Below are 15138 nucleotides of genomic sequence, written 5' to 3'. Positions count from 1 at the left end.
CGCTTAAACGGGCTTCTTGTTGAGAATCACACCGTTGGTGGTGTAACCCATGCGGTCGAGCGCCTCGAGTGCAGCGGCTCCCTCGGCCTCTTTCTTAGAGGCGCCGGTGCCGCGGCCCTGACGGATACCGTCGACAAGCACCACGGCGGTAAAGGTGGGCGCATGTGCCGGGCCCTCGGAGCCTACCAGCTTGTATGCCGGGGGCTCGTGACCGTCTGCCTGCACGCACTCCTGCAAGAACGACTTGGGGTTCGCGGGGTGCTCGGCACGCTCGGAGGCCAAATGGGGCTTAAGCGTGCGGTGGATGAACTCCGCCGCCGCATCCCAGCCGGCATCGAGGTACAACGCACCCACGAGCGACTCATAGACGTTCTCGAGCGCCGAGTTAAGGCCGCGCGCGCCGGTACCGGTCTCGGAGGCGCCAAAGATGATGATGTCGTCGATGCCCAGCTCGTGCGAAACCTCGGACAGCGTGGCACCCGAAACAAGCGATACCTTCAGACGCGTGAGCTTGCCTTCATCGAACTCGGGATAAGACTCAAAGAGCGAACGGGCAACCACGGCGCCCAGAATGGAGTCACCCAAAAACTCAAGCCGCTCATAGCTGGCAGAGACCGGCTGCCCCTCTACTGCCGAGGGGTGGGTGAGCGCCGCGCGTAGCAGCACCTTGTTATTAAACTCATGGCCCAGGATTTCCTGAGCGCGCGTGAGTCGTTGAGATAAAGCCAAGACCTAGGCCTCCCTGGCGTTTTCGATAGCGTCGACGGCGTCGGCAACGGAGGTGAGCGACAACAGGGTCTCGTCATCGATCTCGAGGTCAAACTCGTCCTCGATGGCCGTCACCAGCTGCAGGCGCTCGAGCGAATTGGCATCGAGGTCGTCAAAAGTTGTCTCATCACTGATCTCGGCAACGTCAACACCCAGCACGTCGGCAGCGACCTCGGCGATCTTGTCAAAGATTTCGGAGCGATCCATAGCGCGTCCTCTCATAAGTCGTGGAATACAATGTGTCGCGCGGGCGGAAGCCGCATTGCAGCACGGCTCCGATTCTACCCCACGATGCATAGCTTGAGCCACGTAACGGAGCTCTTGCTAAACGATACCTTCCATGGAATTGGCAATGCTTTCGATAAGCCCGGCTCGAACGGCCTGAGCCGCGGCGAGCGTACCGTTCTTAACGGCTTCGGCCGACGTGGCGCCATGGCCAATCAAAACGACGCCGCGAAGGCCCAGCAGGATCGCGCCGCCCTTGGCATCGCCCGAGAGCTTGGCTTTCATCTGGCGCATCTGCTTTTTGATGAGCAGCGCGGCGATCTTGGTACCGAGCGAAGACATAAAGGCGCCCTTGAGCTCTTGCAGCAAAAACTTGGCAGCGCCCTCGGTTGCCTTGAGCGCAATATTGCCCGACATGCCGTCGGCGACCACAACGTCAAAATTGCCCGACGTAAGATCGGTGCCCTCGCAGTTGCCCACAAAACCGGGGACCGCGGCTTTCATAGCCGGGAAGCACGCCTTGGTAAAGTTAGAACCCTTCTCGTCCTCGGTGCCGTTGCCAAGCAGGCCCACACGCGGATGTTCGATGCCCAGGACCACGCGGGCATAGGCTGCACCCATCTGGGCAAAGCGGACCATGTCGTCGACCTCGACATCGGGGTTGGCCCCCATGTCACACAGTACCGTAAGGCCACCGGCGCGGTTGGGCAGCGCATTGGTGAGGCATGGGCGCACCGGCTGCTTCTTACCCTCTACCAAATATCTAAACGGCGTCACGTAGGCGGTGGCGGCAGCCGTCATGGCGCCGGTCGACCCCGCGGAGAAAAACGCGTCCGCGTTGCCCTTCTTAATAGCACGGCAGGCAAGCACGATCGAAGACTTACGCTTGGTCATCACGGCGCGGATGGGATCGTCGTCCATGGCGATGACATCGGGGGCCTCCAGAGCCTCCACGCGCGCGTGCGCCGCGGCAAAGGGGTTGACGATATCGGCGGGGCCAACAGCAATGACCTCGATATCGGGATCGGCGGCAAGTGCGGCCTCAATACCGTCGAGGACAACTTGGGGCTTCTCGTCTCCGCCCACAACGTCTACACAAACGCGAACGTTACTCATTTCAAGTGCTCCTTATACAAAAATGGCCGACTCATTGAGCCGGCCATTGTGGTTCCAGTTGGAACGGCATCGTATCCAGAGTATACAGTTACTCGGTAACGATAACCTCGCGGTCCTTGTAGAAACCGCAGCTGGGGCACACGTGGTGCGGGAGCTTGACAGCGCCGCAACGGGGGCACGTGGACTGAGCCGCAGCCGAAATCTTCATGTTGGCGGAACGACGGGTATGGGTACGGATACGACCCTGCTTTTGTTTAGGTACGGGCATAGTGACCTTCCTTATGAACTATCCAGTGTGGCGATTACGCGCAAGTAGCGATACTACCACATTTTTACTCATCAAGATTGAGATTCTTCAATGCTGCAAATGGATTTTCCGTGGCAGCGGCCCATTCGGCCTCGGCCTGGGCGGCGCAATCGCATTGCTCGACGTTGAGATTGATGCCGCAGGTGGGGCACAGGCCGCGGCAATCGGGCTTGCAGAGCACCACAAACGGCGTGTCCATGACAACGGCGTCGTTAATGGGCTCCCCCAGATCGACAATGCGGTCCTCGCCCAAAAGCTCGTAACCGTCCTCGTAGGCCTCGGGATCCTCGGGCTCCTCAAAGAGGTAGAACTCCTCGATCTCGCCGGCGATATCAAACGAGGCGAGCTCAAGGCAGCGGTCGCATTCGCCGGTGGCGTGCGCTCGAACCAAGCCGGAGAGCAGAACACCGGTGCCCGCATTGGTAAAAACCACGTCGTAAGCAATGCCGTCCTGCAGCTGGTACTCCTTCTCGCCCACCGTGTAGGTGGCGACATCGACCTTGCCGGTCAGCGGATACGAGTCTCCGGGAAACTCGAGCTGCTCGGAAAGATCGACGGTAACGCTCGGGAACTCAGCCATTACCACTGACCGTTCTGCTGGGCGGCACCCTCGTTGAGCTGCTGACGGCAACGGGTAACAGTGCCGGTCAGGCTCTTGAGGTTCTCCTCGAGATGCGTAAAGACCTGCTCGGCATAATCCTCGGCCGCATAGCGCGTCTCGCGCTCGTACTGCTGGGCACGATCACGGATATCGTCGGCCTGCTGCTGCGCCAAGCGGACGATCTCCTGCTCACCGGCAATGGTGAGTGCCTGCTGCTGAGCATCGGCAATGATGGAATCGGCCTGAGCGGCGGCGGAAGCCATAAGCTCGTCGCGCTCCTTGAGGATGCGACGGGACTTCTGCCACTCCTCGGGATAGCTCATACGGATCTCGTCAAGGATGTTAAAGAAGACGTCGGCATCGATAACCTTCATCTGGGCATTCTTGCCGAACGGCGTCTTAGCCTCTTCGATGAGCCCCTCGAGCTCCTCGACAAGGCTCACGATCCTGTCGCCAGGAAAATTCTCGCCCGGCATCCGGTCTCCTTTCATAGGTAACATGTCATCGTGTTAGTTTACCACATGCCATCAGGCAATATGAAACGTCACGAAAAGCGATGTTTAAGCGCTTCGACCACATTGGGCGGCACAAACGTCGACACATCGCTTCCGAGCGATGCGATCTGACGAACCACCGAGCTCGAGATATAGCCGTACTGCGGCGCACTCATGACAAAAATGGACTCAAGCTCGTTGTCCAGGCGATAGTTGAGGTCCGCCTGCTGCAGCTCGTACTCAAAGTCGGTCATGGCGCGCAGGCCCTTGACCACAGCACCCGCACCCTGCTCACGGGCAAAATCGACCAACAGGCCGGTAAAGGGCAGTACCTCGACACCGTCAATATCGCCCAGGGCCTCGCGGGCCAACGCCACGCGCTCATCGAGCATAAAGGTGGTGCCCACGCCGTTTTTGCCCTGCGACTCCGCCACGGCGACAATCACGCTGGGAAAAATGCGGCGGGCGCGGCGGATTACATCGATGTGACCAAACGTGATGGGGTCAAACGTACCCGGAACGATCACGCGGTTGATAGTGTCATTCATGGGTATCCTCCAAAGGCACGTCCACGTCAATATCGCTGTCATTAGCATGGTCGCACTCGTCCGCGGCCACCCAGCGCAGCAAGTCAACCGAGGTAATGCCGTAGCGTTTCTCTCGCACGGTCTCAAAACCAGCCGGATGAGCGCCCGCGTCGCTTGCGGCATGCTCAAACAGGACAAAGGCCCCTGGTGCCAGCAAGCCCTGCTGGGCAAGATTGCGCAGCAGCTCCTCGACCGGCTCGGCGCCAAAGGCATAGGGTGGATCGAGCAGGACCAGATCAAAGGGGCCGCCCGGAACACGGCCGCGCGAGGCGCTCGCCAACACATCGCCGGTAACGACGCGCCAACGCGAGCGGTCGCGACACAGCGACTCGATATTCTTAGTGATCAGTCGGGCGGCATTGCGATCGATCTCGAACGTGATGAGCGAGCGAGCGCCGCGCGAGAGCATCTCGATTCCCAGGGCACCGGAGCCGCCAAAGGCATCCAGCACGCGGACCTCGTCCAGATCGAAATCGAATGCCGACATGACCATGGACGCACATGCCTCGCGCACGCGGTCGGTCGTGGGACGGGTGACATCGCGCCCACGCGGCTCTTCGATCTTGCGGCCGCGCCATTCACCGCCGATGATTCTCATCCTCCGCTGACCTCCTTGAAGATATGTCGATAACGCGTGGCGACCGCATCGCGCAAGGGACGCGTCGCCACGGAGTCAAGGTTGCAAGCATACCGCAAGAGCTCGACCGCGTCCAAATGGGCCCATTCGATAAGATCCTCGTCGGCGTCCAGATCCACAAAACGCAGGGTCACACCGCCATGTTGGCGATAACCCAAGATTTCGCCCTCGTGGCGCAAACGCAGGTCCATCTGCGCAAGCGCAAAACCGTCAGAGGTTTTTTCGAGCGCCCGCAGGCGGTCTTGCGCAGCAGACACACCGCCATTGCCCTTGGAATGCGTCATGACCAGGCACGTGCCCGACACGCTGCCGCGGCCCACGCGGCCTCTAAGCTGATGCAGGGCCGCCAGGCCAAAGCGCTCGCCGTTCTCGATAACCATGACGGTGGCGTTGGGCACGTCGACGCCCACCTCGACCACCGTAGTCGAGACGAGCACGTCGATCTCGCCGCGCTTAAAGGCGTCGATCACGCGGTCCTTCTCCCCCGCCGGCATGCGGCCGTGAAGACGCTCGACGGAAAGCCCCGGCAATGCCAGACGCAGGCGGTCGAGCTCGGTCGCGGTGTCGTGCAACGGCACGGGCACCGTCACGCGACCTTCATCGTCGCGAGCAATGCCGGGAACGTCTTCCAACTCGTCCGCGGAGTCACTCGGCTCCACAAGCGGGCAGATAACGTAAGCCTGCTGTCCTTGGGCATGCGCCTCGCGAATGGCACCGTAGGCCAGGTCGCGGCTCGACTCGGTGAGCACGCGCGTCGAGACGCCGGCCCCGGGAACGGGGCGATGACGAATGATGGACGTGTCCAGGTCGCCATAGACCGAAAGCGCCAGTGTGCGCGGAATAGGCGTGGCCGTCATAACGAGCAAGTCCGCACCTGGGCCTTTGGCACGCAGGGCATTGCGCTGCCCCACGCCAAACCGGTGCTGTTCGTCGATAACGACGAGTGAAAGATGTTTAAACGTTACGTTATCCGAAAGGACCGCATGGGTACCAAAGAGCACATCGAGCTCACCAGACTGCAGCTGTGCATGGATGCGCTCGCGCTCGGCGGCCGGGGTAGCACCCGTCAGGAGCGCCCAGGACATACCGGCCTGCGAGAGCAAAGGACCGGTCTTATCGGCATATTGACGCGCCAGCACGCCCGTGGGTGCCATGACGCAGGACTGGGTACCCGAATCGGCCGCGACTGCCAGCGCGCAGGCGGCGACGGCGGTCTTGCCGGTACCGACATCGCCCAGCAGCAAGCGGTTCATCACGTGGTCGCCATCGCACATGTCATGCAGGATGTCTTGGAACGCGGCCTCCTGCTCGTCGCTCAGCGAAAACGGCAGGGCCCGCCTAAGCGCCGTCAAATGACCACCCGCGGTATGGGTGTAGGGAACCACCTCGACCATACCGCCGTCGTTGCGCAGACGAAGCGCCAGCTGAAGATAGAGGCATTCTTCATAGGCAAGCCGTGCGCGCGCGATATCGCGCTCGGCCATACTCGAGGGAAAGTGAATCGAACGCAGCGCACGGGCGCTGCTCATAAGGCGGCGCTTGGCGCGCAGGGGCGCGGGAATCGGGTCGAAGGGATTGCCGACAATCTCGAGCGCGCCGCTCACGATACGGCGCATCCAAGCCTGGCTCACACCGTCGCTCACATAGTGAACCGGAAGGATGGTACCCGCGGCACGCCCGTCCTCGAGCTTTTCGAAATGCGGCGAGGCCATCTGCTTAAAGCCGTAGGCAAATTCGACCTTACCCATCACGGCCAGGCGGTCGCCCTGCTTGAGCTGCTGGGCAATCCAGGGCTGGCGGAAAAAAGCGACTTGCAGCACGCCCGTCTCGTCCACAAGCGAGACCTCGGTAACCTGCATACGCGGGCGGGGCTGCTTTTGAACGATACGATCGACCGTGGCGACGATCGTGCAAACCGTACCGATAGGCGCCATCTCGATGGACCAGGAGCGTGTAAAGTCCAGATATCGATGAGGGATATGGAGAAGGAGGTCCCCCACCGTCCTAATTCCCAGACGGCGAAGGGCCTCCTCACGTTTACCCGAAACATATTTGAGTCGCGCGATATCCTCGTCGAGCGCATTGCTCTGGGCAAAGCGCTCCGAGACGCGCGGCACGGAGCACAGCTCGGACATGGGCAGATGCCTACTCGATCGAGAAGATCACGGGATAGAGCGGCTGCTCGCCACGATGGGCGTCAATCTCCAGGTCGGGCTGAGCCTCCTCGATGGCGTCGACGATCTCCTGGAAGGCCTCATCGGACAGCTCCTCGCCGGCCAGAATCGTCAGCGCGTCGCCCTCCTCTTCCTCCTGCATGCGGTTGATGCAGTCGAGCGTGACCTGCTTCACATCGGAGCCGACCACGTCGATGGAGCCGGCAATGATACCCATGACGTCACCGGAGTGAATCGGAGAGCCGTCAGAGGCGCTGGAATCGCGCACGGCACGGGTGACCTCGCCATCGCGAACCTCGCTGATGGCATCGACCATGGCGGCGACGGCGTCCTCGAGCTCGGAATCGGGCAGCACCGCGAACAGAGCGGAGAACGCCTGCGGAACGGTCTTGGTGGGAACCACGGCGACCTTTTTGTCGGTGCAGGCAGAAGCAGCAGCCTCGGCAGCCATACGGATATTGCCGTTATTGGGCAGGATGATGACCGAAGTCGCGTTGACCTGGTCCACCGCGCCCAGCAGGTCGGCGGTCGAGGGGTTCATGGTCTGGCCACCCGAAACGACAACGTCGACGCCGAGGGACTTGAGGATGTCGGCCTCACCGGAACCGGCGGCAACGGCGACAAAACCCAGGGCCTTGGCGGGCTCGGCGGCCTTTTGCTGGTCCTCGTGGATCTTAGCGGTACGGTCGTGGGCCTCCATCTCCATGTTGTGGATAAAGACCTCGTAGATCTGGCCAAGCTGCAGCATGTGCTCGAGCACCAGGTTGGGGGTGTTGGAGTGCACGTGAATCTTGTAGTCGGGGTAGGCGCCCACGAGCAGCTCGCAGTCGCCCATGGAACCCAGGAACTTAAGGCACTCGTCCTCGTCAAACGGGGCGTCGGCCTTAAAGAGGAACTCGTTGCAGTAGCGGAACTCCGAGCCCTCCCAGTCGTCGTTGGCCTCGATCTCGACGCGACCGAGGGCCGCATCGCGGGCAGAGCCAGCGGAATCAAACGTGGTGGAGAAATCCTCGACAACGGTGCTGCGGCCCAGAGCAGCGGCAACGAAGTTTTCCAGGAAGATGGCGAAGCCAAAGGCGCCGGAGTCGACCACGCCGTTCTCCTTCAGAACGGGCAGCAGGTCGGGCGTGCGAGCCACAGACTGGTAGGCCTCGACGACGATGGCGTCGAGCGCGTCCTCGGCCGAGAACTTCTTCTTCTCGCACTCGTCGGCCTTGGTCGAGACGTCGCGCAGGACCGTAAGAATCGTGCCCTCGATGGGCTTGCGGACGGCCTGGAAGGCGACCTTGACGGCGCGACGGAAAGCATGCGCGATGTCGGCAGACGTGATGGGCTCATCGGCAGAGACGAGACCCTCGGCCACGCCGCGCAGGATCTGCGAGGTGATAACGCCGGAGTTGCCGCGGGCGCCCATGAGGGAGCCGTGGGTGATGGCGCCGGCGATGGCCTCCATATCGGCATCGGCGGGAAGGGCGGAAAGCTCCTTGGTCACCGAGGCGAGCGTGAGCGACATGTTGGTGCCGGTGTCGCCGTCGGGCACGGGAAAGACGTTGAGTTTATTGATCTCCTCGGCCTTGTCGGAAACGGCAGCCGCAGCGATCGGAAAACAGGTGCGAATGGTCTTTACAATCATGAGTATTTGAATCTCCGTTTTCGGATGCTAGTTCAGACGGCTCTTGAGCGCGTCGATGTGAATGCCGATCTTAAGGCTGGCGGGATCGATCTGGGCGATCTCCTGCAGGGTGAAGGCAACGGAGCTCGAAAGATTGTGGCAGACGGACTTCATGTTGACGCCGTTCTCGAGCACGACGTGAAGGTCGACCGTAAGGCCGTTCTCGTCGGCGGAGACAAGCACGCCCTTGCGGAGGCGCTGACCGGCAAGCAGGCGCACGCTCTCGGCGCCCTGGAGCTGCTCGGCCATACCGACGACGCCATAGCACGTCATCGCGGCATAACCGGCAATATCGGCAATAACGTCGTTCGAGACGCTCAGGCTGCCGTTAATGGTCTCAGACACAAGAATCTCCTTATCTGGTGCTCGCGGCACCATGTCGTGGGAGCAATCATTGCAATATTCTACAACGACCGCGCCATGTTGAGGTGGTGGGTCGCGGGATTACATCCTCGACACGAAATGTTGATATGGCAACGTTTGCGTTAAGCAATCGCGGTATGAAAAAACCCGCCGCAAAAGCGACGGGTTTTACAATCTGGCTCCCCGGGTAGGACTCGAACCTACAACAGCGCGGTTAACAGCCGCGTGCTCTACCATTGAGCTACCGAGGAATTTAAAGCCCAGCAGATTGGGCTGAGAAATTCTGGCTCCCCGGGTAGGACTCGAACCTACAACAGCGCGGTTAACAGCCGCGTGCTCTACCATTGAGCTACCGAGGAATAGGCGCATGCTCTCAAGCAACGAAGTTTATTATACGGACGAATCAGCTCAGGGCAAGAACTTTTTTGAGAAATTTTCCGACCCAGTCGTTGGGGACGTTCTTAAACGACTAGTCATTCAAGAACGTCCCCAACGACTAATCAACCAGACGCCCAGGGTAGTCTTTTTGGGACGGGGCTTTTTTAGCTACCCAATCTGGGGCCTTTAAAGCTTGAGCCGCGCATTGAGATAGGGCAGCTAAAAAAGCCCCGTCCCAAAAAGACTACCCGTGCCTTAACTGCCGGCCCTTGTTACATGAAAGCGCCCTCAAGCGGATGTGCTTGAGGGCGCTTCTTGCTTGACTAGCTTTCGATATAGTCTTTGAGCTTGCTGGAGCGGCTGGGGTGGCGGAGCTTGGCCAGGGTCTTGGACTCGATCTGGCGGATGCGCTCGCGCGTGACACCAAACTCGCGGCCGACTTCCTCGAGCGTGCGGGGATGTCCGTCGACAAGTCCAAAGCGCAGCTCAATAACCTTGCGCTCACGATCGGCAAGCGAGTCGAGCACCTGGGTGAGCTGCTCCTGCAGCATGGAGAAGCTGGCGGCATCGGGCGGAACGATGGCCTGGGAGTCCTCGATAAAGTCTCCCAGCTGGGAATCCTCTTCCTCGCCGATAGGAGTCTCGAGCGACACGGGCTCCTGCGAGATCTTCTGGATCTCGCGGACGCGGTCGGCACTCATGTCCATCTCGGCACCGATCTCCTCGGGGGTCGGGTCGCGACCCAGATCCTGGAGGAGCTGGCGCTGCACGCGGACAAGCTTGTTGATGGTCTCGACCATGTGCACGGGAATACGGATGGTACGGGCCTGGTCGGCGATAGCGCGCGTGATGGCCTGACGGATCCACCACGTGGCGTACGTGGAGAACTTGAAGCCCTTCTGGTAGTCGAACTTCTCGACGGCGCGGATCAGACCGAGGTTGCCCTCCTGGATCAGATCCAGGAACAGCATGCCGCGACCGACGTAGCGCTTGGCGATGGAGACGACCAGACGGAGGTTGGCGCTGATGAGCGCCTGCTTGGCCTCGAGGCCCACGTTCTCGATACGAGTCAGACGACGCATCTCGGCGCGAGTGAGCTCGATCTCGCCCGCCTCGGCGGCCTCGAGCTTCTCGGTGGCCTCGAGACCGGCCTCGATCTTCATGGCCAGATCGACCTCTTCGGAGGCAGTCAGCAGGTCGACCTTGCCGATCTCCTTAAGGTACATACGAACCGGGTCACCGGTCAGCATCACCGTGGAGGCATCGATGCCACGCACGCGAGAACGCGAACGGGACGTGCGGACGGTGCGCTTCTTTTTGCTCTTGCAAGAACCCATCTCGGCATCGGCCTGACGGGCCATCTTAAGCTCATGATCGTCGAGCGAGCCGGAATCGTGCTCCTCGTCGTCATCGAAATCGTCGGTATCGTTATCGTCATCGTCGACGTCCATGGGGGCGTCGTCGTTTCCGCTCGCGGAGATAATCTGGATGCCGCTGTTGCGCAGCGCGGAATAGACCGCGTTGAGCTGCTCGTCAGAAACATCGATATCCTTCAGGACGACCTGGATCTCGTCCTCGGTTACCGAAGTCCTGTTTGAGCCGTTGCCCATGAGCTTAGCAACGTAGGATTCCAGCCCAGTACCCGTGCTCTCAGTCTTATTTGGCACAGATTCTCCCTTCGTAGTCCACAGGACACATTACTTTAGCACACACTTACACGTCTATACCCAAAATTCAGACTGGATATAGCAGATAACATGCCGATTGACCACAACATCTAGGCCTGATCGGGACCCGCGGCCTCCAAACCAATCAACCGGAACGGATCGGCCACGCCGCCAATCGACTTCTGGAGCTCGCGCTGGCGCAAAGAATCCTGCGCGGCCTGCATGGTCAATGCACGGCGCGCGTCATCGTCGAGCGACCGGTCCTGGCGCAGCTTGGCCTGGGCAGCCCGCATACGGCGCTTGATGGTGTAAAGCTCAAGCGTATCGAGCATAAAGACGATGTTCGTCTCGGTGGGGTGCTTGCTCGTCGCCGAGATGCGCCCGGCGCTGACAAGCGAAGCCGCCTCGGGACACACCGCGCGCGCGGCGTCCATGCACGCCGCGGGGTCGGTGCCCGGCGGCGTCGCGAGCACGGCCCACGCGATGGACTCGTGACGGGGGTCTACCCACTCAATCGAGCAGATGCGATCGGTGTACGCGCGGAATAGGTCGGGGTAGCTGGTGAGCATCGTCAACAGCTCGCGCTCCCCCGCCAGAGACTTCCGCTCCAGATCGGTCAGCACGATCGGCGTCGCCGGAACGGAAGCGCTCGAAGCAGACCCCGCGGGCGCCGCGTCCATGCCAGCAGGCACATCGATCGGCGGCATATCGTCGACGACCTCGACCGGCGCGGCCCCGTAGGCCTCGAGCGGCACATAGTCGTACGGTTCCTCCTCGACCGGTGTGGATACCGGCGGCGTCGTCCCCGACGCCCAGGCGCCGCGAGATGCCCCCTGCGGACCGGACGCCCGACCGCCCGCGCCTCCTGCGCGCTCGGCCTGTGCCCGCTGGCGCTCGTAGTTCTGCTCGCGACGACGCTCGGCGTCCTCGCGTTTGGCGACATCGCGAAACACACGGCCCGAGCTCGAGCGTACCGTCTCCAAATCCAGGCCCAGAAGGTCGGCGATCTGGATAAAGTACGTATCGATCATGTAGCTATCGCGCAGCGGATAGATGAGCGTCAGCGCATCCTCGAGCGCCTTGGCGCGACCGCCCGGCGTGGTAATGTCGCTCGACTCCTGCAGTGAGCGGTACACAAAGTCCATGAGGGGCTCGGCGGCGTCGATACGCGCCTGCAGTGCCTCGCCACCATGCGCCGTGACGAACTCCATAGGGTCGTTACCGTTGGGAAGCACCACGCAGCGCAGGTCCATCGAATCCTGCTCGATAAACTGAATCGCGCGGCGCGCGGCCTTTTGACCGGCGGCGTCACCATCGAACATATACACGATGCGCTTGGCAAAACGGGTGAGCGTCTTTACGTGATGTTCCGTCAGCGCCGTGCCCAGCGTGGCGACGACGTTTTTGATCCCCGCCTCCCAGCAGGCGATGCAATCGGTATATCCCTCCACCACGATGGCGGTATCCTGCGCGACGATAAACTCCTTGGCCCAGTTAAAGCCGTAGAGGTTTCTCTTTTTATAAAACACGCTCGTCTCGGCGGTGTTGAGGTACTTGGGTTGGCCGTCGCCCATAATACGACCGCCAAAGGCGATGTTATGACCCTGTTCGTCAAAGATGGGAAACATCACGCGGTCGTAAAAACGATCGGCAAGCTGTCCGCGCCCACGGCTCACGGCCACGTTGGCGTCGATCATCTCCTGCGGGGTAAAGCCCTTCTGCGACAGATGGGCCACCAACATATTGCGACCCGGCGCAAAGCCCAGGCAGTAGCGACGGCAGACGTCGCCACCCATACCGCGGCTGGCAAAGTACTCACGCGGACGGCTGTCCTTACCGCGCATGAGCATGGTGTGATAGAACTGGGCCGTCTCGGCGCACAGGTCATAGATGCGGGCGCGCTTGGTGCCGCGATCGCGCTGCGCGCCGGTATCGTGCAGCTCAATGCCGGCACGATCGGCCAGGTAGCGAATCGACTCGGGAAAGCTCAGGTTCTCGCGCCTCATGATGTAGGTGAAGACGTCGCCGCCCTCGCCGCAGCCAAAGCAGTGCCACACCTGCGTAGCGGGGATAATGTGAAACGATGGGGTCTTTTCGCCATGGAAGGGGCAGCAACCCCAAAACTCATGGCCGCGGGGCTTGAGCTCAACCGTTTCCTGCACGATGGCAACCAGGTCGGACGCAGCGCGCACCTGGTCTTTCTCCTCATCGCTAATCACGGATGCCCACCCCCTGCTCACCCAAGTTATGACGGATATCGTCAATATTACCCTCGACGGTCGCGATAAGCTCGTCCAGCGAATCAAACACGCGCGAAGGACGCAGCCAACGCATAAACGCCAACGAAACCGAACGTCCATACAGGTCGCCCGCATACCCGATCAAGTTGGCCTCGAGATGCGCCGAGGCGGCATCGTCGGCATACGTCGGCGGCAGGCCCACGTTGACGGCAGCGGGCCACACGGTATCGTCGACCAGCACAAGGCCCTCGTAGACGCCATCGGCAGGCAGCTGGATTCCGTTTGGCACCAGCAGGTTTGCCGTCGGAAATCCCATATCGGAGCCCTCGTGGCGACCGCGAATCACGCCGCCGCGCACCATATAGGGACGGCCGAGTAGATCGGCTGCCAGCTCAACGTGGCCCAAGCTCAGCTCACGTCGAATGCGGGTGGCACAGATAGCCTCGCCGGCCTCGCACAGTAAATTGTGCCCATACACATCAACACCGCGCTCAGCGCCCCATGCCTGCATCTCAGCAACGCCCGAGGCACCGCCGCGGCCCAGCCTAAAATCGCTGCCAACGCGAATGGAGCGAATGTCGACAACATGCGCCAACAGCTCAAGGAAGCCCACGTGATCGAGCGACGCTACCGCAGGCGTAAAGGGAACAGCCACCACGGCATCGACCCCAGTCTGAGCCAGGGCATGCAGGCGGTCGGCCGTCGTCATCAATTTTTGAGCGGGCGCAGGGCTCACCACAACATCTGGATCAGGGTCAAACGTTACGACAACCGCTTTGCAGCCGCGGACGCGCGCATCGCGAATGACCGCGTCGATCAGCTCACGATGTCCCCTATGCACGCCATCGAACACGCCGATGGCAATCGAGGCGGCACCCATAGACTCGCAGTCACCAAAAGCATCAGCCAAAACGATGCGGGCCTCCGCCGCCACGCCCACAAAAAATGTGCGCGCGAGCTCGTGAGGGTCCAGCATCATCGAACACCGCCGATCGCCTGCGGAAAGACGTGCTCCATCACAAAGCGACCATCCTCGATACGAGCCAAAGCCTTAAGTCCGCCATCGAGCACCAGCGCAAACGGTGCCTTCGACACATCGAAGCCGGCAAGCGCGCGATCAATAGGAATACGACGTCCGCACAGCAGATCTTCCGCAAGATTGCCCGGCAAGTCGACACGCATGGCGCCGAGGGCCGCAATGGGGTCCAAGGCAAAGCCGGCAGCGGACTCGGCAGAAAGCTCCTCGACCGCATGGCAGGCACCGATGGAGACAATGCCAGAAGCGGTACGGCGCAGCGCAGAAATATGCGCGGCGCTATCGCAGGCACGACCCAGGTCGCGAGCGAGCGCACGGATATAGGTGCCCTTGCTCACCGAGAAGGCAACGGTCCAAATGCAGGAATCGCCCTCGCCACTCACGGCGATCAGGTCGGCAGAATATACCTCGACCGGGCGCGCAGGCAACTCAACGGCATTGCCCTCACGTGCAGACTTATAGGCGCGCATGCCGTTGACCGAAATAGCCGAAAACGCCGGCGGGACCTGCATCTGAGGGCCCAGCATGGCGCTCAAGCGCTCACGGGCATAGGCCGGATCGCGCAGATCAGGTGCAATGGCAACCGTACGGACGGCCTCGCCTTCCGCATCGTCGGTATTGGTCTCGGCGCCAAACGAGATATCGGCGACGTAACTTTTGGTATCGAGGGTAAGCATGCCCAGCAGACGCGTAGCCTGGCCCACGCCCACCACCATGACACCCGACGCCATGGGGTCGAGCGTGCCGGCATGACCGACGCGCCGCTCATGGAGGGCGCGCCGGCACCGCGATACCACGTCGTGGGACGTGCAGCCCACCGGTTTATCGACGGCGAGCAGCATATTCAATTGAGAAGGCGTACGACGAGCCATG

At 61.2% G+C, this 15138-nt stretch carries 15 protein-coding genes and 2 tRNA genes; all 17 read right to left on the bottom strand.

Features of this window, described 5'->3' with window-relative positions; all coding sequences use genetic code 11:
* Positions 1–3: 3 nt before the first annotated feature.
* A complete protein-coding gene (rnc, locus tag ACQRAJ_RS00230) occupies positions 4–729 on the bottom strand; it encodes a ribonuclease III (protein WP_154515455.1) in 726 nt (241 codons plus the stop codon).
* A 3-nt stretch (positions 730–732) separates the two neighbouring features.
* A complete protein-coding gene (locus ACQRAJ_RS00225; protein ID WP_154515452.1) occupies positions 733–975 on the bottom strand; it encodes an acyl carrier protein in 243 nt (80 codons plus the stop codon).
* Between the two features lie 117 nt (positions 976–1092).
* Positions 1093–2109: a phosphate acyltransferase PlsX gene (gene plsX, locus ACQRAJ_RS00220; RefSeq protein WP_154515449.1), complete on the bottom strand. Its 1017-nt coding sequence runs from the start codon at positions 2107–2109 to the stop codon at positions 1093–1095.
* Positions 2110–2197: 88 nt separating this feature from the next.
* Positions 2198–2377 carry a 50S ribosomal protein L32 gene (gene rpmF, locus ACQRAJ_RS00215; RefSeq protein ID WP_022094017.1) on the bottom strand — a complete coding sequence of 60 codons (180 nt, stop codon included), beginning with the start codon at positions 2375–2377 and terminating at the stop codon, positions 2198–2200.
* Positions 2378–2441: 64 nt separating this feature from the next.
* A complete protein-coding gene (locus ACQRAJ_RS00210) occupies positions 2442–2996 on the bottom strand; it encodes a YceD family protein (RefSeq protein WP_427747334.1) in 555 nt (184 codons plus the stop codon).
* A complete protein-coding gene (locus ACQRAJ_RS00205) occupies positions 2996–3493 on the bottom strand; it encodes an ATPase (protein WP_154515443.1) in 498 nt (165 codons plus the stop codon). Before ACQRAJ_RS00205 ends, ACQRAJ_RS00210 begins: the two co-directional genes overlap by 1 nt.
* A 68-nt stretch (positions 3494–3561) precedes the next feature.
* Positions 3562–4059 (bottom strand): pantetheine-phosphate adenylyltransferase, encoded by a 498-nt coding sequence (gene coaD, locus ACQRAJ_RS00200; protein WP_154515440.1) that lies wholly within the window; start codon positions 4057–4059, stop codon positions 3562–3564.
* A complete protein-coding gene (gene rsmD, locus ACQRAJ_RS00195; RefSeq protein ID WP_427747332.1) occupies positions 4052–4696 on the bottom strand; it encodes a 16S rRNA (guanine(966)-N(2))-methyltransferase RsmD in 645 nt (214 codons plus the stop codon). The genes coaD and rsmD overlap by 8 nt, the downstream gene beginning before the upstream one ends.
* On the bottom strand, positions 4693–6870 hold the full coding sequence (gene recG / locus ACQRAJ_RS00190; protein ID WP_427747330.1) for an ATP-dependent DNA helicase RecG: 2178 nt from the start codon (positions 6868–6870) through the stop codon (positions 4693–4695). The genes rsmD and recG overlap by 4 nt, the downstream gene beginning before the upstream one ends.
* A gap of 10 nt (positions 6871–6880) precedes the next feature.
* Complete coding sequence (locus tag ACQRAJ_RS00185) at positions 6881–8542, bottom strand: DAK2 domain-containing protein (protein ID WP_427728121.1); 1662 nt, start codon at positions 8540–8542, stop codon at positions 6881–6883.
* A 27-nt stretch (positions 8543–8569) separates the two neighbouring features.
* The gene (locus ACQRAJ_RS00180) at positions 8570–8959 is read right to left on the bottom strand and encodes an Asp23/Gls24 family envelope stress response protein (protein WP_187361832.1); all 390 of its coding nucleotides are present in this window, start codon (positions 8957–8959) and stop codon (positions 8570–8572) included.
* Between the two features lie 161 nt (positions 8960–9120).
* Positions 9121–9195 (bottom strand) — tRNA-Asn (locus ACQRAJ_RS00175).
* A 33-nt stretch (positions 9196–9228) separates the two neighbouring features.
* Positions 9229–9303, bottom strand: a tRNA-Asn gene (locus ACQRAJ_RS00170).
* A gap of 342 nt (positions 9304–9645) precedes the next feature.
* Positions 9646–10989: an RNA polymerase sigma factor RpoD gene (rpoD, locus tag ACQRAJ_RS00165; RefSeq protein WP_370450567.1), complete on the bottom strand. Its 1344-nt coding sequence runs from the start codon at positions 10987–10989 to the stop codon at positions 9646–9648.
* Between the two features lie 110 nt (positions 10990–11099).
* Complete coding sequence (gene dnaG / locus ACQRAJ_RS00160; protein WP_427747329.1) at positions 11100–13208, bottom strand: DNA primase; 2109 nt, start codon at positions 13206–13208, stop codon at positions 11100–11102.
* Complete coding sequence (gene ribF, locus ACQRAJ_RS00155; protein WP_427747327.1) at positions 13201–14208, bottom strand: riboflavin biosynthesis protein RibF; 1008 nt, start codon at positions 14206–14208, stop codon at positions 13201–13203. The genes dnaG and ribF overlap by 8 nt, the downstream gene beginning before the upstream one ends.
* Positions 14205–15137 carry a tRNA pseudouridine(55) synthase TruB gene (truB, locus tag ACQRAJ_RS00150; RefSeq protein ID WP_427747325.1) on the bottom strand — a complete coding sequence of 311 codons (933 nt, stop codon included), beginning with the start codon at positions 15135–15137 and terminating at the stop codon, positions 14205–14207. Before truB ends, ribF begins: the two co-directional genes overlap by 4 nt.
* Position 15138: the final 1 nt, after the last annotated feature.

Origin of the sequence: Collinsella sp. SGI.184 (assembly GCF_050313415.1) — a bacterium.
In the GTDB taxonomy this organism is placed as follows: Bacteria; Actinomycetota; Coriobacteriia; order Coriobacteriales; family Coriobacteriaceae; genus Collinsella.
Note: the sequence above shows the minus strand (reverse complement) of the source record. Positions and strands in the feature narration are given on the sequence as shown.